The 20418-nt window shown below is 68.6% G+C and carries 20 protein-coding genes; 6 read left to right on the top strand and 14 right to left on the bottom strand.

Annotated features, from left to right (window positions below; genetic code table 11):
* Positions 1-31: 31 nt before the first annotated feature.
* Genes V9K99_RS39485 through V9K99_RS39475 form a run of 3 tightly spaced genes read left to right on the top strand, consistent with a single transcriptional unit; the run spans position 32 to position 3267 of the window.
* Entirely contained in the window at positions 32-1024 is a 993-nt protein-coding gene (locus V9K99_RS39485; protein WP_337009714.1) for an ABC transporter permease, read from the top strand.
* Positions 1025-1056: 32 nt separating this feature from the next.
* Complete coding sequence (locus tag V9K99_RS39480) at positions 1057-2184, top strand: ABC transporter ATP-binding protein (protein WP_442914765.1); 1128 nt, start codon at positions 1057-1059, stop codon at positions 2182-2184.
* An 18-nt stretch (positions 2185-2202) separates the two neighbouring features.
* Positions 2203-3267 carry an ABC transporter ATP-binding protein gene (locus V9K99_RS39475; RefSeq protein ID WP_337009711.1) on the top strand — a complete coding sequence of 355 codons (1065 nt, stop codon included), beginning with the start codon at positions 2203-2205 and terminating at the stop codon, positions 3265-3267.
* A gap of 43 nt (positions 3268-3310) precedes the next feature.
* Here the strand turns inward: V9K99_RS39475 and V9K99_RS39470 are convergent, their stop codons facing one another.
* The 14 genes from V9K99_RS39470 to V9K99_RS39405 all read right to left on the bottom strand — a co-directional run bounded on the left by V9K99_RS39470 (position 3311) and on the right by V9K99_RS39405 (position 17365).
* Positions 3311-4525, bottom strand: coding sequence for a low temperature requirement protein A (locus V9K99_RS39470; protein WP_337009709.1), 1215 nt, complete (start codon positions 4523-4525; stop codon positions 3311-3313).
* Positions 4526-4612: 87 nt separating this feature from the next.
* Positions 4613-5917 (bottom strand): sugar ABC transporter permease, encoded by a 1305-nt coding sequence (locus V9K99_RS39465; RefSeq protein WP_337009707.1) that lies wholly within the window; start codon positions 5915-5917, stop codon positions 4613-4615.
* Positions 5914-6729 (bottom strand): ATP-binding cassette domain-containing protein, encoded by an 816-nt coding sequence (locus V9K99_RS39460; RefSeq protein WP_337009705.1) that lies wholly within the window; start codon positions 6727-6729, stop codon positions 5914-5916. Before V9K99_RS39460 ends, V9K99_RS39465 begins: the two co-directional genes overlap by 4 nt.
* Before the next feature lie 174 nt (positions 6730-6903).
* Complete coding sequence (locus tag V9K99_RS39455; RefSeq protein WP_337009703.1) at positions 6904-7974, bottom strand: substrate-binding domain-containing protein; 1071 nt, start codon at positions 7972-7974, stop codon at positions 6904-6906.
* A 173-nt stretch (positions 7975-8147) separates the two neighbouring features.
* Positions 8148-9338, bottom strand: a complete 1191-nt coding sequence (locus V9K99_RS39450; RefSeq protein WP_337009701.1) for an ROK family transcriptional regulator — start codon at positions 9336-9338, stop codon at positions 8148-8150.
* Positions 9339-9713: 375 nt separating this feature from the next.
* Positions 9714-10520: an adenosylcobinamide-GDP ribazoletransferase gene (gene cobS, locus V9K99_RS39445; protein ID WP_337009699.1), complete on the bottom strand. Its 807-nt coding sequence runs from the start codon at positions 10518-10520 to the stop codon at positions 9714-9716.
* Positions 10517-11047, bottom strand: a complete 531-nt coding sequence (locus V9K99_RS39440; protein WP_337009697.1) for a bifunctional adenosylcobinamide kinase/adenosylcobinamide-phosphate guanylyltransferase — start codon at positions 11045-11047, stop codon at positions 10517-10519. Before V9K99_RS39440 ends, cobS begins: the two co-directional genes overlap by 4 nt.
* Positions 11040-11834, bottom strand: a complete 795-nt coding sequence (locus V9K99_RS39435; RefSeq protein ID WP_337009695.1) for an ECF transporter S component — start codon at positions 11832-11834, stop codon at positions 11040-11042. The genes V9K99_RS39440 and V9K99_RS39435 overlap by 8 nt, the downstream gene beginning before the upstream one ends.
* Before the next feature lie 11 nt (positions 11835-11845).
* The gene (locus V9K99_RS39430; RefSeq protein ID WP_337009693.1) at positions 11846-13456 is read right to left on the bottom strand and encodes an ABC transporter ATP-binding protein; all 1611 of its coding nucleotides are present in this window, start codon (positions 13454-13456) and stop codon (positions 11846-11848) included.
* On the bottom strand, positions 13453-14553 hold the full coding sequence (locus V9K99_RS39425) for a CbiQ family ECF transporter T component (RefSeq protein ID WP_337009691.1): 1101 nt from the start codon (positions 14551-14553) through the stop codon (positions 13453-13455). Before V9K99_RS39425 ends, V9K99_RS39430 begins: the two co-directional genes overlap by 4 nt.
* The gene (locus V9K99_RS39420) at positions 14554-15249 is read right to left on the bottom strand and encodes an SCO2322 family protein (RefSeq protein WP_337009689.1); all 696 of its coding nucleotides are present in this window, start codon (positions 15247-15249) and stop codon (positions 14554-14556) included.
* 268 nt (positions 15250-15517) lie between these two features.
* Positions 15518-15727, bottom strand: a complete 210-nt coding sequence (locus V9K99_RS39415) for a hypothetical protein (RefSeq protein WP_337009687.1) — start codon at positions 15725-15727, stop codon at positions 15518-15520.
* The gene (locus V9K99_RS39410; RefSeq protein WP_337009685.1) at positions 15724-16734 is read right to left on the bottom strand and encodes an aldo/keto reductase family protein; all 1011 of its coding nucleotides are present in this window, start codon (positions 16732-16734) and stop codon (positions 15724-15726) included. Before V9K99_RS39410 ends, V9K99_RS39415 begins: the two co-directional genes overlap by 4 nt.
* Positions 16735-16777: 43 nt before the next feature.
* Positions 16778-17365, bottom strand: a complete 588-nt coding sequence (locus V9K99_RS39405) for a DUF3043 domain-containing protein (RefSeq protein WP_337009683.1) — start codon at positions 17363-17365, stop codon at positions 16778-16780.
* 165 nt (positions 17366-17530) lie between these two features.
* Here V9K99_RS39405 and V9K99_RS39400 point away from each other — a divergent pair, with 165 nt between their 5' ends.
* From V9K99_RS39400 to V9K99_RS39390, 3 genes are all read left to right on the top strand, one after another.
* On the top strand, positions 17531-18346 hold the full coding sequence (locus tag V9K99_RS39400; protein ID WP_337009681.1) for a PspA/IM30 family protein: 816 nt from the start codon (positions 17531-17533) through the stop codon (positions 18344-18346).
* On the top strand, positions 18343-18618 hold the full coding sequence (pspAA, locus tag V9K99_RS39395) for a PspA-associated protein PspAA (RefSeq protein WP_337009679.1): 276 nt from the start codon (positions 18343-18345) through the stop codon (positions 18616-18618). The genes V9K99_RS39400 and pspAA overlap by 4 nt, the downstream gene beginning before the upstream one ends.
* A gap of 254 nt (positions 18619-18872) precedes the next feature.
* Entirely contained in the window at positions 18873-20399 is a 1527-nt protein-coding gene (locus tag V9K99_RS39390) for a sugar transferase (protein WP_337009677.1), read from the top strand.
* Positions 20400-20418 lie beyond the last annotated feature (19 nt).

The raw sequence follows: 20418 nt of genomic DNA, 5'->3' as shown, positions 1-20418 counted from the left end.
CACCACTCCGATCGGTGAGGAGACAACCCCCGTGCTCTATTTCGTGGCGCGCCGACTGGTCAGCGCGCTCAGTGTCGTGTTGGTCACGCTGATCGCGACCTTCGCGCTGTTCTTCATCGCGCCGACTGACCCGGCCGGCGCGATCTGTGGTGAGCGCAACTGCACCCCCCAGCGCTACAACGAGATCAAGGCGAACCTGCACCTGGACAAGCCGAAAGTGCAGCAGTTCGCGGAGTACACCGCGGGGATCTTCGCCGGCCGCGACTTCACCACCTCCGGCGTGACGCGGCGCTGTGACGCGCCCTGCCTGGGGTACTCGTTCAAGAACGACCGTCCCGTCCTCGAGATGCTCACCTCGCGGTTCCCGGTGACGCTCTCGCTGGTGATGGGGTACGCCGTGATCGTCCTCACCGTCGGCGTCTTCGTCGGCTCGATGGCGGCGAAGAGACGTGGCACGGTGGGCGACCGGGCGCTGATGACCAGCACGCTGGTGCTCAGCTCGGTGCCGTACTACATCGTCGCCCTGATGATTTCCCTCTACCTGACCGTCCTCTACCCGATCCTCCCGCGCGGGTCCTGGACGCCGCCGTCGGAGAACGTCGGCAAGTGGGTGGCGGGTCTGCTGACACCCTGGCTGGTGCTCGGCGTCTACAACTGTGTTTCCTACGCTCGGTACTCCCGTGGCTCGATGGTCGAGACGCTGAGCGAGGACTTCATCCGGACCGCCCGGGCCAAGGGCCTGTCGGACCGGAGGGTCACCTACAAGCACGCGTTGCGCTCCGGCATGATCCCGGTGATCACGATCTTCGGTCTGGACGTCGCCACCAGCCTGGCCGGCGCGATCTTCACCGAGCGGATCTTCGACCTGCCCGGCCTCGGCGTGCTCGTCCTGGACAGCTTGAACACCTATGACCTGCCCGTCATCATGGGCACAGTACTGGTCGCGTCGGTGATGATCGTCGTGATGAATTTCCTGGTGGACATCGGTTACAGCCTGATCGACCCGCGGGTGAGGCTTTCGTGAGCAAACCCGCCTCTGAGGACCGGAAGGACACCATGGTCGAGAGCGCAGCCGACCAGCCGGAGACGCCGGCCGAGGCCAAGCGAGGCCCGGCGGTCGCCACCCGTGAGCGCCGGCAGGGTGCGATCAACCCCAGCGGCGAGACGCCGTACCTGGTGGTCGAGGACCTGACCGTCAAGTTCCCGACCGCCGACGGCCTGGTCAGCGCGGTGAACGGGCTGAGCTACTCGGTCCCGCTCGGCCGTACGCTGGCGATCGTCGGCGAGTCCGGCTCCGGCAAGTCGGTGTCCAGCATGGCCGTGATGGGCCTGCACGACCGCAAGCGGACCAGGATCACCGGTTCGATCCGGCTCGGCGGCGACGAGATCGTCGGCCTGCCGGAGAACGAGCTGATGAAGGTCCGCGGCGACGCGGTGGCGATGGTGTTCCAGGACCCGCAGTCCTCGCTGCACCCGCTCTACACGGTCGGCAACCAGATCGTCGAGGCGTACCGGGTGCACCACAAGGTGTCCAAGGACGTCGCGAAGAAGCGCGCCCTGGAGATGCTCGACCTGGTCGGCATCCCGAACCCGCAGCGCCGCTTCTCGCAGTACCCGCACGAGTTCTCCGGCGGTATGCGGCAGCGCGCGATGATCGCGATGGGCCTGGTCAACGACCCGAAGCTGGTCATCGCCGACGAGCCGACCACCGCCCTCGACGTGACCGTCCAGGCGCAGATCCTGGACCTGCTGAACAACCTGCAGAAGGAGTTCGGCTCCGCGATCGTGCTGATCACCCACGACCTGGGTGTGGTCGCCGAGATGGCCGACGACGTCCTGGTGATGTACGCCGGCCGCTGCGTCGAGTACGGCACCGCCGAGGACGTGCTGGCCCGGCCGCGGATGCCGTACACCTGGGGTCTGCTCGAGTCGATCCCGACCGTCTCGGCCGCGAGTGAGAAGCTGCGCCCGATCAAGGGCCTGCCGCCGAGCCTGCTGAGCCTGCCCACCGGCTGCTCCTTCAACCCGCGCTGCCCGTACAAGGAGCGGGTGAAGGGCGAGCGTTGCATCACCGATCTGCCGGAGCTGCTGCCGGTCGACGGTGCCGGTGCCCACACGTCCCGTTGTCACCTGCACGACAAGGCCTCGATCTACGAGGCCGAGGTCGCGCCGAGACTGGGCTGACAGGGGCTGATGAGAGAGATGAGCAAGACAGTGCGCAAGGTCGACAGCGTCCCGGGCTCCGGCGCGGCTACCCCGCTGCTGCAGGTCCGCGATCTGAAGATGCACTTCCCGATCAAGGAAGCGGCCGGTCTGGGCCGGACCAAGAAGGTCGTCCAGGCCGTCGACGGCGTCAGCTTCGACCTGTCCGCCGGCGAGAGCCTGGGCCTGGTCGGCGAGTCCGGCTGCGGCAAGTCGACCACCGGCCGGATGATCACCCGGCTGCTGACCCCGACCGCGGGGCAGATCATCTTCAAGGGCACGGACATCGCGCAGCTGAAGGAGCGGGACCTGCGCCCGTTCCGCCGGGAGCTGCAGATCGTCTTCCAGGACCCGTACAGCTCGCTGAACCCGCGGCAGACGGTCAGCAACATCATCAGTACGCCGCTGCGCGTGCACAACCTGGTCAAGAAGGGCAAGGAACTCGACCGGGTCCAGGAGCTGCTGGAGCGGGTCGGCCTCAACCCCGAGCACCACAACCGGTATCCGAGCGAGTTCTCCGGCGGCCAGCGGCAGCGCATCGGTATCGCCCGGGCGCTCGCGGTGGAGCCCGAGGTGATCATCGCCGACGAGCCGGTGTCCGCGCTGGACGTGTCCATCCAGGCCCAGGTGATGAACCTGCTGGAGGACCTGCGCCGCGACCTCGGTATCGCGTTCGTCTTCATTGCCCACGACCTCGGCGTGGTCCGGCACTTCTGTGACCGGGTCGCGGTGATGTACCTGGGCAAGATCGTCGAGCAGGGCCCGCGGGACCAGATCTACGGCGCTCCGCAGCACCCGTACACGCAGGCGCTGCTGTCCGCCGCTCCCGACCTGGGCACCATCCGGGGCGTGCCGCCGAAGGAGCGGATCCGGCTGGTCGGCGATGTACCCTCGCCGATCGACCCGCCGAGTGGCTGCCGGTTCCGGACCCGCTGCTGGAAGGCGGAGGACATCTGCGCGACCCACGAGCCGCCGCTCGAGGCCAAGCCCCAGTCCGGCACCGGCCACGCGGCCGCCTGCCACTTCGCGGAGCCCAAGGTCGACCTGACCGCCGCCACCGCCTGAGGCACCTGCTCTTGAGAAAGCCCCCGCTCAGCGGGGGCTTTTCTCATGCGTGGTGTTCGCCGTGCTTCAGTTGGTCCCGTTCCACTGCGAACCGGACCGACTCGAACGCCACCAGCCCGGCTAGCAGCGCAGTCAGTACGCCGAGCTGCCCCAACGCCGGCACCTTCGCCACCAGCGGTACGGCGACCAGCGCAAGGCCAGCCGTGATCAGCCGGGACACCCCGACCCGGTGCATGGTCCGCCACTTGAACCCGACATGGCCGAGCAGGTAGATCACCACACCACCGAACAGCGCGAACAGGCCGATGCCCTTCAGCGGGTCGTCGAGGTGGTGATGCTCGGTGTCACCGACGTACTCGAGCACCTTCTTGAGCCCGAGTGCGAGCAGCACGATGCCGGTCACCATCGGGAAGTGCAGGAACGTGTAGGCGTCGCGGGCGAGCTTCGGGCGGGTCTCCGCGGGCTCGGCCGCCAACGCGTGCTCGCCGTAGTGCACGGTGGCGTCGAAGTAGATCCACCAGAGCGCGGCCGCCACGGCGAGGCCGAGCAGCGATGCGATGATGATCGGCCAGGAGATCGGCAGGTCGGTGACGCCGACGCCGATCGCCACGATCGACTCGCCGAGCGCGATGATGACGATCAGTCCGTGCCGCTCGGCGAAGTGCCTCGCCGAACGGAACCGCCAGCCCCGCGCGTCGATCAGGTACGTGCCGCCGTAGTCGACCGCCAGCGCCCCGGCCCAGAGCAGCGTCTGGGTGGTGCCGTGGTACTGCGACGCGACCAGCAGCAGCGCGGTCGCACCGAGCATCGACGGCGCGAACCGGAGCAGTGTCCGGCGCAGCACCGGGTCGCCGTCGGCGATCAGCCAGAACAACACCAGATGCAAGGCTCGGAAGGCGAAGTACGCGCATACGATCACGACCGGACCGGGGAGCCCGCCGGGCAGGTCGTGGAACGCTTCGGGAATGGCAAGCGCGATCATGAACATCGCCGCCATCGACAGCAGGATCACGCCGCGAACCGATCCCTCGTCGGCCCTGACCAGGTTGCACAACCAGGAGAAGCCGATCCAGCTCCACCAGAGCAGTCCGGTCAGCAGGATCCCCCGCAGTACGCCATGCCAATTGAGGTCGTGCGCCATCAGCGCGGTGATCTGCGTCAGTGCGAACACGAACACCAGATCGAAGAACAACTCCAGTGTCGTGACCGCATGGTTCTCACTGGTTTTCGCCGCCCGGATGGGCCTTCTGGACGTCATGGGCCACATCCTGCCACCCGATCAGGTTGCAGGATTGGAAACGGTGGGCTCCCGCCTGGTCAGGGTCAGAAGAGAGCCCACCGTGCTCTAGGCCCGGCCGTGGGCCTGGCGGCTGCGGCGGCTGAGGGAGTCGATGGTGACGGCGATCAGCAGGACGCCGGCGGTCACCATGTAGCGGACGCTGGAGTCGAGACTGAGCAGGGCGAGGCCGTTGGAGATCGACATGATCACCAGGGCGCCGAGGAGCGCGGAGTACGCCGAACCACGGCCGCCGAACAGGCTGGTGCCACCGATCACCGCGGCGGCGATCGCGTTCAGGTTGGTGTCGGCGCCGCCGCTGCTCTGGTTCACCGCGACCAGCCGGGCGGCGGCCAGCAGACCGCCGACGGCGGCGAAGGTGGAGCAGGCCGCGAACACGGACAGGTAGATCATCCGGACGTTGATACCGGCCCGCCGGGCCGCCTCGACATTGCCACCGACCGCGACGACCGAGCGGCCCCAGCGCGTCCGCCGTACGGCGAGATCGGTCGCGACCACCAGTGCGAGGAAGAGCAGGAACATCGAGGACACACCGCGGTCGCCGTTCAGGACGATCACCGGGATGAGCAGGACGACGGCGAGTGCGCCGGCCTTGATCCCGATCATCGAGGTGGGTGCCGCCGACAACCCGGCCGCCAACCGCGCACCTCTGCCGCGCATCCGGGTCAGCACGTACACCGCGACGACGACCGCGACCAGCCCGTACGCCAGCGCGGGGGAGAGGAAACTGCGGGTGGCGAACCCGACGAGCGCGGAATCGTAGGGGAGGTTGAGCGTCCCCTCCTTGCCGAGCACAAGTAGTTGGAGACCGAGGAAGCCGAGCAGGCCGGCCAACGTGATCACGAAACTCGGTACGCCGAACCTGGTGTACAACGCGCCGTAGAACAGGCCGATCACGACGCCGAGCGCGACACCGGTCAGCAACGACAGCACCAACGGCCAGCCCTGGTTGACGAACGTCACCCCGAGTACGGCGGCCGACAGCCCGCTGACCGAGCCGACGGACAGGTCGATCTCACCCAGCAGCAGGACCAGGACGATGCCGATGGCAATCACTCCGACCGAGGTGGTCTGCAGGGTCAGGTTGACCAGGTTGCGGCTGGACAGGAACGAGCTGTTCGCGATCTGGAAGACCGCCCAGATGATGATCAGTCCGACCACTACCGGCACCGAGCCGAGGTCGCCGGAGCGGAGCCGGGCGGTGAAGGCCGAGACGGCGCCGCTGATGCCGTGGCTGGCGATCAGCCGCTCGTCCTGGAGATCGGCCGGCAGCTCGGTGTTCGCGCCGTTCCCGTTGGACGCTGCCGGTCGCGGCGCGTCCTGCGGCCGGATCTCTGATCCGTGCAGCGTCATGATGCGGTCCCCTCCTCACGGGTCCGGCGCGCTGCGCGCTCGGAGACCGCGTTGTCCGTCGCCCCGGTGATGGCGGCGATGATGTCCTGCGTCTTGGTCTCGCTGACCACGAAGACGCCGTTGTTGCGGCCCAGCCGCAGGACGGCGACCCGGTCGGCGACCGCCATCACGTCGGCCATGTTGTGACTGATCAGGATCACCGCGAGACCTCGCTCGCGGAGCCGCTCGACCAGGTTGAGGACCTCGGCGGTCTGAGCCACGCCGAGAGCCGCGGTCGGCTCGTCCAGCATCACGACCTTGGGCTGGCCGAGCAGTGAGCGGGCGATCGCGACGGTCTGCCGCTGGCCGCCGGACAGGCTGGCCACCGGGATCCGGACCGACGGGATCTTCGCCGACAGCTGGCGGAGCAGCTCCCACGACGAGCGTTCCATCTCGACCTCGTCGAGGGCCCGGCCCTTGCGCAGCTCGCGGCCGAGGTACAGGTTCGCGACCACGTCGAGGTTGTCGCACAGGGCCAGGTCCTGGAAGACCGTGGCGATGCCGAGCTGCTGCGCCTCGGCCGGACTGCCGACCCGCACCTCCTGGCCGTCGAAGACCATCGTGCCGTCGTCGGCGGTGTAGACACCGGCGATCGCCTTCACCAGCGTCGACTTGCCGGCGCCGTTGTCGCCGACCAGGGCCAGTACCTCACCGGCCCGGACGTCCAGCTCGATGTTCTTCAGGGCCTGCACCGCGCCGAAGCGCTTGGAGATGCCCCGCAATGTCAGCACCGTCTTGGTGCCGACCGGGGCCGGGGTGGGGGTGACAGTCACTCGATCAGCCTCCTGAGGCTTTGTCTTCAGGCCATGATCCCGGCGATCCGGCGGCCGGGACACCCTTTCCGGTTCCGGAACCAGCCGCTTGGGCTCTACCGGCTGGCGTCGTACTGGAGCTGACCCGGCGTTGCCCCCCACACCTCACTGCGGGGGGCAACGCCAGGGGGCGGGTCAGCTGAGGCCGGCGGCGGTGCAGGCGGCGGCGAACGACGCGGTGCAGATGTCGGTCACCTTGTAGATGTTGTCCTTCACCACGGTGTCCTTGATGTTGGCCTTGGTGACGGCGACTGGGTCGAGGATCGTCGACGGTACGCCGCTCTTGTCGGTGGTCGACTCCGGCTTGTCACCGTTCGCCAGCGCCACCGCAGCCTTGGCGGCCGCCTCGGCCTGCGGCTTGACCGCCTTGTAGATGGTCATAGCCTGGTCGCCGGCGACGATCCGCTGGATCGCGGCCAGTTCGGAGTCTTGACCGGTGACCGGCGGCAGCGGGGTCACGCCACCACCCTTGAGGGCTGCGATCGCGCCACCCGCCGTACCGTCGTTGGCGGCGTACACACCGACCAGGCCGTTCTTGATCGCGCTGAGCTGGCCCTCCATCCAGGCCTGCGCCTTGTCCGGGCTCCAGTCCGGGGTGTCGAACTCGGCGGCGACCTTGAAGCCGCTGGCGTCGAGCACGCTGTGCGCACCCTTCTTGAAGTCGGCCGCGTTCGGGTCGGTCGGCGAGCCGTTGATCATGGCCAGGTTGCCGGAGGTCTTGCCGGCCGCCTTCAGCGCGTCGACCAGGGTCTGCGCCTGCAGTTTGCCGACCGCCTCGTTCTCGAACGAGACGTAGTAGTCGGCGTTCTCGATGAACCGGTCGTAGGCGATCACCGGGACGTTCTGGCCCTTGGCGGAGGCAACCACCGCGGCGGCGGCCTTGCCGTCGACCGGGTCGAGCACCAGCACGTTCGCGCCCTGGGTGAGCGCCGCCTCGGCCTGCTGTTGCTGCTTGGCCGCGTCCTGGTCGGCGTTGCTGTAGATCAGCTCGCAGTTGGCGCAGGCCGCCTTGAGCGCCTCGGTGAACAGCGGCCGGTCGAGCGCCTCGTAGCGGGTCGTCTTCGACTCGGGGAGCAGCAGCGCGACCTTCTTCGCTTCACCGGAGCCTCCGGCGGCGGGTTCGTCCGACCCGCAGGCCACCAGGGACAGGGCGAGGGCCGAGACGGTGAGACCCAAGCCGACGAGACGAGAGGGAGAGACGAACATGTGGCGGCTCCTTGACGTGATGGCCCGAGTAGACCTGACCGAAGTCAAGCGGCGCCAGGCCTTGACGTCAAGACTTGAATTCAAGAAATAGACATATTCGCGTGACAAATCGGTCGTGCTGGGGCGGGAAAGCCCTCGCCAGGTTTCCGGCGAGGGCTTTGGGTGTGAAGGGATCAGGCTGGAGTGGTGACGGATCGTGTCGCCGCGGAGTGGCTGAGGATCGAAGCGAGGTGGATCGCGCCGAGGATGTCGGCCTCGTCGCCCAGCTCGGCGCGGCGGAGTTCGACGGTGGCGGCGGCGCTTGGGATGGCGCAGCGGTCGAGGGCCTCGCGGAGCGGGTCCATGATCAGGTCGCCGGCTTCGGCCATCAGGCCGCCGACGACGATCACCTCGGGGTTGAGCAGGTTCACCAGCCCGGCCACCGCGACCCCGACCCGGCGGCCGGCGTCCTCGATCACCCGGCGGCAGCCGAGGTCGTCCTGCAGGGCGCGATGGACGATGTCCTTCAGCCGGAGCGGGCCGTGCGACGCGGCCAGGCTGTTGATCAGCGCCCGGGATCCGACGAAGGTGTCCAGGCAGCCCCTGTTCCCACAGCGGCAGATCGGCCCGTTCTCGTCGATCGTGACGTGCCCGATCTCACCCGCCGTACCGGCTGAGCCGCGGAACACCTCGCCGTCCAGCACGATGCCGGCGCCGACGCCGTACGAGAACTTCAGGTAGCAGCCGTGCCGGACGCCGCGCAGCGCGCCGTTACGGAGCTCGCCGAGCGCGGCCAGGTTGGCGGTGTTGTCGAGCGCGACCGGCGCGCGCAGGTGACCGGCCATCGCCTCGGCGACGTTGACGCCGCGCCAGCCCGGCAGTACGGCGTCCGAGCCGGCCTCGCCGCTGACCGAGTCGACCGGCGCGGGCAGGCCGAAGCCGATCGCGGAGATGTCCTCGACCCCGGAACTGACCGTCTCGGCCAGGTCGGCGAGCAGCCGGGCGGCGCGTTCCATCCCGTCGTCGGCGACGTGGTCGGCCTGCAGCGGCATCAGCTGCTGGGCCAGGATCTGGCGGGACTCGTCGGCGATCGCGACCCGGACGTCACGCTCGCCGAACGCGACCCCGGCGAGCAGGCCGCCGCCGGACGCGAGCGAGACGAGGACGGCGCGGCGGCCGTTGCGGATGCTGCGGGACAGGCCGACCATGCCGGCCTGGTCGAGTTCGCGGACCATGTTCGACACGGTCGCGGCGGACAGGCCGGAGGCGGCGGCGATCTCGACCTGGGTCAGTGGGCCGTGCTGCCGGACGACTCCCAGAACGCGCTCGCGGTTGGCTTCGCGCAGCGAAGCCTGCGACCCGGGCGCCGGGCGGGTTGCGTTCATTACATAAACATAACGGATCGCGAGGCCTTCGCCGCCCAACACCGCTGATCAACCCTGAACATCGCCATCCGACCTCACTGGTACGCCGTACCCCCGACCGTCTCCGGCGACAGTAATGCACCACGAACCACACCAGCACCAGACCCGCCCAACCACCCCACCCCGCCCCCACTCCACCCAACCCACCCGCCCCACCCCGCCCCCACTCCACCCAACTCACCCGCCCCACCCCGCCCCCGCCCAACCGCCCCCGCCCCGCGGGCATTTGAGGGGAGATCCCCTCAAATCGCCCCTTCTTGCCTCGAAATATGGCGGGAGAAGGGTTCAGTTCGAGGGTTAGCCACTGAAATGGCCGGGAGGCGGTGGGGTGGTGGGTCAGGTGGTTAGCGCGAGGGCTAGGAGGGTGACTGGGAGCGCGAGTTCGATGGTGGCGCCGAGGACGTCGCCGGTGGTGCCGCCGAGGGTGGTTCGGGCTCGGCGGGTGGTGAGGAGGCTGACTGCTACAGCCAGGAGTACGGCGGCTGTGGTGCCGGCTAGGGGTGTTGGTGTGGTGAGCCAGGTGAGGGCCACGGCGGCGGCCAGTACGGCGATGGTCGTGAGGGCGGCGGTGAGCGGGCGGACGGTGGCGGCGACGGTGGCGCCGAGGCCGTCGGGGCGGGCTGAGGGCACCGTGGTGCGGCAGGTCCAGGGGAGGGTGAGCCGGCTGGCCGTGGTGGCGATGAGAGCGGCCTGCCAGCCGAAGCCTGACTGGATGCATGCCGTGAGTGCCGCCACGTCGAGGAGCAGGACGGCCGTGATCGAGACGACACCGAACGGGCCGATGTCGCTCTGCTTCATGATTCGAAGCATGGTCTCGCGATCCCGGCGACTGCCGAGCGCATCCGCGAAGTCGGCCAGCCCGTCCAGGTGCAGCGCCCCGGAGAGCACCACGAGAACCAGTACGCCGAGTACGGCCGCGAGCAGAGGTGCACCCGGCCGCACGAGGTGAACAAGCGCGACAACTCCGGCCGAGATCCCACCGAGCAACGCCCCGACCACAGGCGCAAGAACCATCGCCCGACCACCCACCACCCGATCAACCCGCGAGGGCATCGGTGTAGGCAGCACAGTCAAAGTTCCGACCGCCAGCCACAGCCCATCAACCCACCCGCTGCGCCGCGGAAGCGGTGTCCCAGTGGTCATGTGAGGGGGAGGGTTCGGCCGGCGATGGTCCAGAGGACTGTGTCGGAGCGGAGGGAGATCGTGGTGTTCAGCCGGCCCATCAGGTCGCGGAAGAGGCGGGTGCCGGCGTCGGCCGGGACGACGCCGGAGCCGACGTCATTGCTCACAGCAACTACCAGGCGAGGGGTCCGGGACCAGGCCTCGGCCAGCCGGTCGATCTCCTCGTCCACCAGGCCGGCGCGGGTCAGGTCGGGCCAGATGTCGAGCGCGTCCATCGTGCGGGACAGCCAGAGCGTCAGGCAGTCGATCAGGAGCGGTGGCCCGGGGGAGTCGAGCAGCGGGACCAGATCGATCGTCTCCGCGAGGCCCCACCTCGCCGGTCGGCGAGCGCGGTGCTTGGCGATCCGCTCGGCCCACTCCGGGTCGGACGAGCCGTCTCCGCCGGTAGCGACGTACAGGACCTCGGGCTCGGGGGCCAGCAGTCGCTCGGCGGCGACCGACTTGCCGGACCGGGCACCGCCCAGGATCAACGTGCGCTGTTCAGCCATCGGCCCTCCTCGACTCGAACACCACTGGTACGTCGAAAGCAGCCTTCCGCGCCGTACGACGGAAGGCCGTCAGCACCGGTCGGCCCAGCACCAGCACCAGTACGGCGCACAGCACGCCACGCGGAATGTCCCACGCCAGCGACGTCGCCACCACGAACAGGAAGTACCTGTGCAGGTTATCGGCCAGCGAATCGCCCGGGATGAACGAGAAGTCGCTACCGAACGTCGCGTACGGCCAGAACCACAGGTTCATCACCACGCCGTACAACACCCCCGACACGAGTGAGTACGCCGCCAGCACCAGCAACTCCAGCCGACCGCCCACCCGGGGCAGCAGACCGGCCAAGCAGCCCACCCACGCACAGGCGAACATCTGGAACGGCATCCACGGCCCAACCCCACCACTGATCATCGCCCCACCCAGCAGCGACACGGCCCCCAGCACGAACCCGAACCCGGCTCCGAACGCTCTACCCGCCAGCACCAGCAGGAAGAACCCGGGCTCCAGCCCAGCCGTACCAGGGCCGAGCGCACGCAGTGCAGCACCGACAGCCGCCAGCATCCCCAGCAGTGAGATCACCTTGGCGTCGATCCCCGACTCGGACAGCTCAGCCAGTACGACGGCCACTAGCAGCGGCAGCAACAACACGAACAGCCAAGGCGCGTCGGTCGTGTGTCCGATCGCCGACTCACCCGCCTGCTCGGTCTGCCACAGCAACGGCCACCCGAACGCCAGCACCCCAACCAGGGAGGCAACCACAAGCGTCGCGGTACTCCGCGGCTTCAACCGGACCAGCTTCACGAGGCACGTTCCAAAGCGGTGGCGACCTCTCCCACAGTCAGGAAAGGCAGCGGCGCAAGGATCTTCGCCACCTGCGGCGCAAACGCCGGAGACCCCGCGATCACCGTCGCCGTCTCACCATCACTCACCAGTTCGCCGTCAGCAAGCACCAGCACCCGCGTGGCAACCTCAGCCACCATCTCCACGTCGTGGGTCGACAGCACCACGGCATGACCCGCCGCAGTGAGCTCTCGCAGGATCTCCACCAACCGCCGCTTGGCGCCGTAGTCCAACCCACGCGTCGGCTCGTCCAGAAGCAACAGCGGCGGAGCACCACACAGTACGACGGCCAGCGCCAGGCACAGCCGTTGTCCCTCGGACAGATCACGCGGATGCATCGCTTGATCGATGTCGGGTGCCAACCGGTTCAGTAGCGCCCGGCAACTACCCGCAGGCATCCGGAAGTCGGAGTCTGCTCCCGCGCACTCGTCAGCCACCGTGGCCGCGTACAACAGGTCCGCAGGCTCCTGAGGAACCAGTCCTACAGCCTTCACCAGCTTGGACGGACGCGTACGACGTGGGTCCGCTCCGGCTGCGGTCGCCGTACCGGACCGTGGCGTGACGATCCCGACAAGTGCGTTGAGCAGGGTGGACTTGCCGGCACCGTTGCGACCCATCAGTGCGACGACCTCACCGGCCTTGATGCTCAGTGACACGCCGCGCAGCGCAGTGACGTTGCCATAGCCGACCACCAGGTCTCTGCACCGCGCCAGCTCAGCACCTGTTGCAGCAACGGGCCGCAGCGGCGCCACCTCACCCAACCGGCTGCGCAACGAGACTGCGGCCCGCCGGGCGTCCCGCACAGACAGGGGGAGAGGCGACCAGCCCGCTAGGCGGCCGAGCTCCACCACCGGCGGTGCGACCGGTGCGGTGACCATGCGCTCGGCCGGAAGCCCAGTCGACACTGCAGCCGAGCCGCCCGGTACTTCGATCACGCGGTCGGCGTACTGGATCACCCGCTCGAGCCGGTGCTCGGCCATCACCACAGTGACGCCCAGGTCGTGCACGAGCCGCTGCAACGCGGCCAGCACCTCCTCAGCCGCCTGCGGATCCAGTGCCGACGTCGGCTCGTCCAGTACGAGCACAGCCGGGTGGGACGTGAGTGCCGCCCCGATAGCCGTCCGCTGCCGCTGGCCGCCGGACAGTGACGTCAAAGCCCGGTATCGTACGTCGGCCAGCCCCAGCAGATCCAGAGTCTCCTCGACCCGGCGACGCATCACGTCCGGAGCCACTCCGAGCGACTCCATGCTGTACGCGAGCTCGTCCTCTACCGTGTCGGTGACGAAGCCGGCCATCGGGTCCTGGCCGACCATGCCGACCACATCGGCCAGATCACGTGGCCGGTACTTCTGAGTGTCCCGCCCATTGACGAGTACCCGCCCGGCCAACGTGCCTCCGGTGAAGTGCGGCACCAGACCGTTGATCGCTCGCAGCAGTGTGGACTTGCCGGAGCCGGTCCGCCCGATCACGAGCGCCAACTCACCCTCCGGCACTGTGAAGCTCACATCCCGCAGTGCGGGCGCCGAGGCACCGTCGTACGTGACTGTCACCCGGTCGAACTCGATCATGCGACCACCAGCTCACGTCGCCGAGCCTGCAAAGGCGGTGCAGCGACCGCGGGAGCCAGTCCGATCAGGATGCCGATCACTGGCAGCACCGGCACCGGTGGTACGACGAGCGGACCCGCCAGCAGCAGACCCTCGACACCACGCACGGCTGCGGTGATCATCGCCGCGGCAGCCAACGCACCAGAGCCGACGACCAGCCATTCGGGCAAAGCCCACGGGTCCGGTCGATAACGCGTCCGCGTCACCCGCTGACGGCCGATAGCCATGGCACTCACAGCCAGTAGCAGTCCAACCGCCAACGCGCCTGCGGCAAAGGGAAAGGCCATGGAGTCGGTCAGCAACGCGTAGACGCCGAGCAGAATCCCCAGCAACCCCAGCAGCACGCACACCCCGGTGATCCGGCGCTGACGTCGTGGGACCTGCGCCGTACGGCCGTAGCCGCGTGAGTCCATCGCCGCGGCCAGCTCCACCGATCTGTCCAGTGCACCCTCCAGCACGGGCATGGCCGTCGTACGGAAGGAGCCGCGGGTGCGGCCCCGGAGTCGGCGGGCGGCGCGGATACGACGGGCGTCGGTGACCAGCTGTGGTGCGAACGTCAGTGCGACCACGCAGGCGACACCCATCTCGTATAGGGCCCCAGGCAACGACTTGAGGAGGCGCCGCGGACTGGCGAGCGCGTTGGCCGCGCCGATGCAGCACAGCATCACGGCTAGCTGGGCACCGTCGTAGAGAGCAGTCAGCAAGGCCTCGAGAGTGACTTCCCCGCCGAGCTTGACGCCGTTTGCCCAGTCAGGCAAGGGAATCTGGGGCAGCGTGAACAGCACCATGTTGCCCTGCGAGCGAGTGGACAGGAGCGCCTGCAACACCACACGGATGCCGATGACCATCAGGCCGAGCTTGAGGAACGCGGCGTAGCTGTGGGCCCAAGGAGCGTCGCTCCGCCGGGCCCCAACCACGAAGCCGGTCACCGCGAGGATCAGCACCAGCAGCACCGGGTTGCGTGTCCTGCTGGCGGCCACGGCCATGCCCAGTGCCCACAACCACCAGGCCCCCGGGTGGAGAGCCCGGGGGAGCGTCAGGTGATGGACAGTACGCACTTACTGGCTCGACCGCCGCCGGCTCAGCACCAGACCGCCACTACCCAGTACGCCGACCGCCACCACGGCGATGATGATGCCGGTCCACGGGGCCCCGCCCTCGTCGGATTCCGAAGCGGCCGGAGCAACAGTGGACCCGACTGCCGCCTTGATCTCCAGGGTCACCGGCTCGTCCGTCGCCGGGACGTTGATGTTCTTCACCTGGTCACCACAGCCCTTGGCCGGGTAGCCCGCGATCCCGCAGGTCAGACCCTTCTCGATCCGCACCGGCGCAACGGCGGCCAGGATCTTCGCGCCAGTCGCCTGCACGTCCGTCACCACGCAGGTGCCGGTCGCCGGCCCCGGAGTCTCGCCGCTGAGCGCGTCGGCCGGTGTACCCGGGTCGACCACCAGAGCCACCCGCTTCTTGCCGGTCTCCGCCGGGGTCTTGCCGCAGACCGCCTCGAAGTCACCCGCTGCGCGCGGCACTCGGGGCTTGGAGCCGCCGAGGGCGTACCGCCAGCCCTCCACGGCCCCATCGGCCGGTACGACGCCGTCGGCGCCCTTCTGTGCGAAGGCCCACTGGCCTCCGCTCCACTGGTAGTAGCCCCAGAAGCGGTAGCCGTCCTCGGCTTGTGCGGTGGTGGCGACGGTCCCCGCCAGCAGGAGACCCGCCAGCAGGCTGAGGACCAGTCGTGCGGTCCGTTGTGCAGTCATCTCGTGTCCTCGATCGGGCCGCGGCCCGGTGGAGGAGGTCCCGCCTGCACCGGCAGGGTAGGGCTCCACCCGCGGACCACGGCGGGTAGTTGAGCCTGTCTGCCTGCGTCACAGTGTTCCGGCTCGCCACCAGAAGTGGCCTACGGTTGCGGGTCAGCGCCGGACTTGGACCGGCTTCCCTGTGACACAGGAGTGGTTCAGCCGCAGCTTAACAAGCAAGAACCCGTACGACGCCGCGCAGGACGTCGTACGGGTTCCGCGGGAAGAACTACTCGGGCGCCGCGAGGCTCATCGGGCCGTAGACCTCACGGCCGTCCTCGAGCAGGAACACCTGGCCGACGCCCTGCTCGGCCAGCTCGCGCCAGCTCTCGCCGAGCCAGCTCTCCGCGTCGCCTTGAGCGGAGAACTCGGCCCCGCCGACCTCGCTCGGGTCGACGACGGCGCCGGACGCGGTCTCGAACCGCCAGCTCCAGCTCATGAGCCCGGCCGGGTCTGCGGCGAGTTCTGCACGGTCTTGGCCGGGTCGCGCTCGACGATGCTGCCGAGGACCTCGTCGATCCGCTTCAGCACGCTCTCCTCGAGCCTCACCCCGGACGCCTTCACGTTCTCCACGACCTGCTCGGGCCGGGAGGCGCCGATGATCGCCGAGGAGACGTTCGGGTTCTGCAGCACCCAGGCGATGGCCAGCTGGGAGAGCGACAGGCCCGCCTCGTCCGCGACCGGCTTGAGCTCCTGCACCCGGGTGAGCACGTCGTCGTTGAGGAAGCGCTTGATCATGTTCGCGCCGTTGGCGTCGGTGGCCCGGGAGCCCTCCGGCGGCTGCTGTCCGGGCAGGTACTTACCCGTCAGCACACCCTGCGCGATCGGGGAGAACACCACCTGGCCGATGCCGAGCTCCTCCGAGGCCGGCACCACCTCGGCCTCGATCACCCGCCAGAGCATGCTGTACTGCGGCTGGTTGGAGACGAACGGGATGCGCAGCTCGCGGGCCAGCCGGTGGCCCTCCTGCAACTGCTCCGCGGTCCACTCCGACACGCCGATGTAGAGCGCCTTGCCGGACCGGACGACGTCGGCGAAGGCCTCCATCGTCTCCTCCAGCGGCGTCTCGGTGTCGTACCGGTGCGCCTGGTAGAGGTCGACGTAGTCGGTCTTGAGCCGCGTCAGCGACGCGTTGATCGATTCGTGGATGTGCTTGCGGGACAGGCCGACGTCGTTCGGTCCGCCCGGGCCGGTCGGCCAGTAGACCTTCGTGAAGATCTCCAGCGACTCGCGCCGCTCACCCTCCAGCGCCTCGCCGAGCACCGACTCGGCCTTGGTGTTGGCGTAGACGTCGGCCGTGTCGAACGTGGTGATACCGGCGTCCAGCGCCGCTCGCACACACGCCTTGGCCTGATCGTTCTCCACCTGGGAACCGTGCGTCAGCCAGTTCCCGTACGAGATCTCACTGACCTTCAAACCACTGTTGCCGAGATAGCGGAAGTCCATACCCCGACCCTACTGCCCGCGGCCCGCGAGCCGGCGGAGAGTCTCAGCTCGGCTTCTCGCCGCGCTTCACCATCGGCTTGGGCAGCCGCCAGCGGCGCATCTGCATGGTCCGGCGGACCGCGTAGAAGCCGATCCCCTTGGCCGACTCGTTCGGGAACTTCACCCCGACCGCCTTCTTCAGTCCGGCAGTGAGCAGGAACCAGTCGCCGGCGATCAGCAGGATCATCGCCAGGAAGAGCAGGTTGACCGTCCCGGCCAGCCACGGGAAGGCGGGCGAGAAGACCACGCCGAGCAGCGACACCACCAGCAGGATCGGCAGCGCGAACTCCATCACCGAGTAGCGGGCGTCCACGTAGTCGCGGGCGAACCGCCGGACCGGGCCCTTGTCGGCGGCCGGCAGGTACCGGTCGTCGCCGGTGCGCATCGCGTCCTGCATCTTGGCCCGCTCGGTCCGGACCTTCTCCCGCCGGTACGCCGCCGCCTCCTTGCGGTTGCGCGGCTTCTTCAGCGCGGCCTTCCGGGCGGCCTCGGCCTCCCGGCGGCTCGGCGTGGGGCGTCCCTTACCACCCGGCTTGCCCTGGGGCTCGGCGGGTACGGTGGTAGCTGTCTCAGACTTGGTACGACGGAACACGGGGTCTGAACCTCATTCGGCAGGGCTGGTCGCGACTCGGGGTGGTCCCCGGACCTCACCCCTACTTTATCGGGGCCGGTCCTGATGGTGTGGTGACCCGTGTGGACATAGGGTGGTTGACGCACGCCGGGTCGACTCGCCGGCACAGAAGGGGTACGGATATCGATGAGCATCTTCAAGCGGATGTCGACGATCTTCAAGGCCAAGGCGAACACCGCCCTGGACAAGGCCGAAGATCCTCGCGAAACCCTTGACTACTCGTATCAGAAGCAGCTGGAACTGCTGCAGAAGGTACGGCGGGGCGTGGCCGACGTGGCCACCAGCAGGAAGCGGGTGGAGTTGCAGGCCTCCCAGCTGCAGTCCCAGTCGCAGAAGCTGCAGGACCAGGCCCAGAAGGCGCTCTCGATGGGCCGTGAGGACCTGGCGCGCGAGGCCCTGACCCGCAAGTCGGCCCTGCAGGGCCAGATCGAGGACCTGCAGACCCAGCACGCGCAGCTGCAGGGTGAGGAGGAGAAGCTGACGCTCGCCTCCCAGCGGCTGCAGGCCAAGGTCGAGTCCTTCCGGACGCGCAAGGAGACCATCAAGGCCACCTACACCGCGGCCGAGGCGCAGACCCGGATCAACGAGGCCTTCTCCGGCATCTCCGAGGAGATGAGCGACGTCGGCCTGGCGGTCCAGCGGGCCGAGGACAAGACCCAGCAGATGCAGGCCCGGGCCGGCGCGATCGACGAGCTGCTCGCCTCCGGCGCGCTCGACGACGCCTCCGGGTCGAGCAAGGACAGCATCACCCTGGAGCTGGAGCGGATGTCGTCCGGCTCCGACGTGGAGAACGAGCTGGCCGCGATGAAGGCCCAGATCTCCGGTGGCAGCGCCCCCAAGGAGCTGTCCGGCGACAACGCCCAAGGAACCGCCCAGGCACAGCAGCCCACGCAGCAGCCGGCCGCGGAGCCGGTGAGACCTCAGGACGGAGACGCTCGATGATCGTTCGCATCATGAGTGAAGGCCAGTGGCGACTGGCCGACGAGAAGCTGGACGACCTCAACAAGGTCGACGGCGAGCTGGAGCAGGCCGTTTCGGCCGGCGACGAGGAGGCCTTCAAGGCCGCGTTCACCGCGTTGCTGGAGTTCGTCCGCTCGGGTGACAAGTTGCCCGACGACGAGCTGCACGATTCCGACGCGATCCTGCCGCCGAGCGACAGCTCGCTGGCCGAGATGCGCGAGCTGATCAGCGGCGACGGCCTGATCGCCGGCTGATCACCCCCGATCGGCGCCCCGACCCGGCGGCCGGTCACCTGAAGTAGCCAAAACGAGACCCTCGGGACCCGCAAAATGGGTCCCGGGGGTCTTCTGATTGCGCCCCGGTAAACACTGCCGGTCAGTACTGTCTTACCCGGCTCTGACGTAGTACTGTCGGGTTCACGCCGTTGTGGGGGCGGCGTTCATCGAAGTCCGTGACGGGGTGTGGGTTGGTCACGGGGTTCGCATTCACCTGTGGGGGGTGACTGTGCGTGACTGAATTTGTCATGTCCGAGGGGTTGGCCGAATCGGCTGATCTTCGGCCGGCGCCGTCGGGGGAACGACGTCGGCCGGTCTGGGTGGTACCGGACGAGGTTCCGGCGATCGTGCCGAGGGCGGCACGGTTCACCGAGGCGCGGTGGGTGGCGAAGTACCGGTGGGCAGCGCTCGCCGGTGACTTGGCCGCGGCCGTGATCGGTGGCTCGCTGGCACTGGTCGCCCGGTTCGGTGCCCAGATCAACCTCGGCTATTTCCTGCTCGGCGCCGTCCTGCCGATCGCCTGGTTGGCGTGTGTGGCGCTCGAGCGGGGCTATGAGACCCGGTACTTCGGTACCGGTCCGGAGGAGTTCCGCTCCATCATCCGGGCCGCGGTGGCACTGACCGCGCTGGTCGCGATCACGTCGTACGCGATCAAACTCGAGGTCGCTCGCGGTTTCGTCGTCCTGGCCGTGCCGATGACCTGTCTGGCGGCGATGTTCGCCCGCTGGGTGCTGCACCGCAGCATCTCCCGGCGGCGGTTCCTCAACCGGTGCATGCGCCGGGTACTCGTTGTCGGACGCAACGATCAGGTGACCACGCTGCGGCGGCACCTGGAGGAGCGGAAGGCCGACGGGTACATCGTGGTGGCCAGCTGCCTGCCCCGCGGTGACGCGTTCGAGGAGCCCGAGTCGGACCGGCTGGGCCGGACCGAGATGGACATCCTGGCCGCGGTCGACCAGTTCGACGTCGAGGTGGTCGCGATCGCGGCCGACCCGGAACTGACCGGGCACTCGCTGCGCAAGCTGTCCTGGGCGCTCGAACAGCGCGGTGTCGACCTGATCGTCTCGCCGGGCATCGTCGAGGTCGCCGGTCCGCGGATCTCGATCCGCCCGGTCGCCGGCCTGTCGCTGCTGCACCTGGAGCGGCCGTCGGTGAGCGGCGGACCGCACCTGCTGAAGAGCATCTTCGACCGGGTGGTCGGCTGCCTGCTGCTGATCGGCATCGCGCCGGTCCTGGCCGTCACCGCGCTGCTGGTGAAGCTCACCAGCCGTGGCCCGGTGCTGTTCCGGCAGACCCGGGTGGGTCGCGGCGGCGAACGGTTCCAGATGCTGAAGTTCCGCACCATGGTGGTCGACGCCGAGGCCCGCAAGGCGGAGCTGCAGGCGCTGAACGAGGGCAACGGGGTGCTGTTCAAACTCCGGGACGACCCGCGGGTGACCAAGATCGGCAAGTACCTGCGGCGGTTCTCGATCGACGAACTACCTCAACTGGTGAACGTGCTCCGGGGGGACATGTCACTGGTCGGGCCCAGGCCGCCGCTACCGGCCGAGGTGGCGCGCTACGCCATCGACGACGCGCGGCGGATGCTCGTGAAACCCGGACTGACCGGCCTCTGGCAGGTCAGCGGGCGCAGCGATCTCACCTGGGAAGAGTCCATGCGGCTCGACCTTCGGTACGCCGACAACTGGTCGATCGCGTTGGACCTGCTCATTTTGTGGAAGACCGCCCGCGCCGTCTTCGGACGCGACGGCGCCTACTGAAAATCCCGCCGCCGGCCAT

The sequence above is a fragment of the Kribbella sp. CCNWLW201 genome (assembly GCF_037203805.1).
Taxonomy (GTDB): Bacteria; Actinomycetota; Actinomycetes; order Propionibacteriales; family Kribbellaceae; genus Kribbella.
Note: the sequence above shows the minus strand (reverse complement) of the source record. Positions and strands in the feature narration are given on the sequence as shown.

Coding starts and splice junctions, on each gene's coding strand:
- V9K99_RS39480 (WP_442914765.1), top strand. CDS start 1,057: ATGGTCGAGAGCGCAGCCGACCAGCCGGAGACGCCGGCCGAGGCCAAG.
- V9K99_RS39475 (WP_337009711.1), top strand. CDS start 2,203: ATGAGCAAGACAGTGCGCAAGGTCGACAGCGTCCCGGGCTCCGGCGCG.
- V9K99_RS39470 (WP_337009709.1), bottom strand. CDS start 4,525: ATGACGTCCAGAAGGCCCATCCGGGCGGCGAAAACCAGTGAGAACCAT.
- V9K99_RS39465 (WP_337009707.1), bottom strand. CDS start 5,917: ATGACGCTGCACGGATCAGAGATCCGGCCGCAGGACGCGCCGCGACCG.
- V9K99_RS39455 (WP_337009703.1), bottom strand. CDS start 7,974: ATGTTCGTCTCTCCCTCTCGTCTCGTCGGCTTGGGTCTCACCGTCTCG.
- V9K99_RS39450 (WP_337009701.1), bottom strand. CDS start 9,338: ATGAACGCAACCCGCCCGGCGCCCGGGTCGCAGGCTTCGCTGCGCGAA.
- cobS (WP_337009699.1), bottom strand. CDS start 10,520: ATGACCACTGGGACACCGCTTCCGCGGCGCAGCGGGTGGGTTGATGGG.
- V9K99_RS39440 (WP_337009697.1), bottom strand. CDS start 11,047: ATGGCTGAACAGCGCACGTTGATCCTGGGCGGTGCCCGGTCCGGCAAG.
- V9K99_RS39430 (WP_337009693.1), bottom strand. CDS start 13,456: ATGATCGAGTTCGACCGGGTGACAGTCACGTACGACGGTGCCTCGGCG.
- V9K99_RS39420 (WP_337009689.1), bottom strand. CDS start 15,249: ATGACTGCACAACGGACCGCACGACTGGTCCTCAGCCTGCTGGCGGGT.
- V9K99_RS39415 (WP_337009687.1), bottom strand. CDS start 15,727: ATGAGCTGGAGCTGGCGGTTCGAGACCGCGTCCGGCGCCGTCGTCGAC.
- V9K99_RS39410 (WP_337009685.1), bottom strand. CDS start 16,734: ATGGACTTCCGCTATCTCGGCAACAGTGGTTTGAAGGTCAGTGAGATC.
- V9K99_RS39400 (WP_337009681.1), top strand. CDS start 17,531: ATGAGCATCTTCAAGCGGATGTCGACGATCTTCAAGGCCAAGGCGAAC.
- pspAA (WP_337009679.1), top strand. CDS start 18,343: ATGATCGTTCGCATCATGAGTGAAGGCCAGTGGCGACTGGCCGACGAG.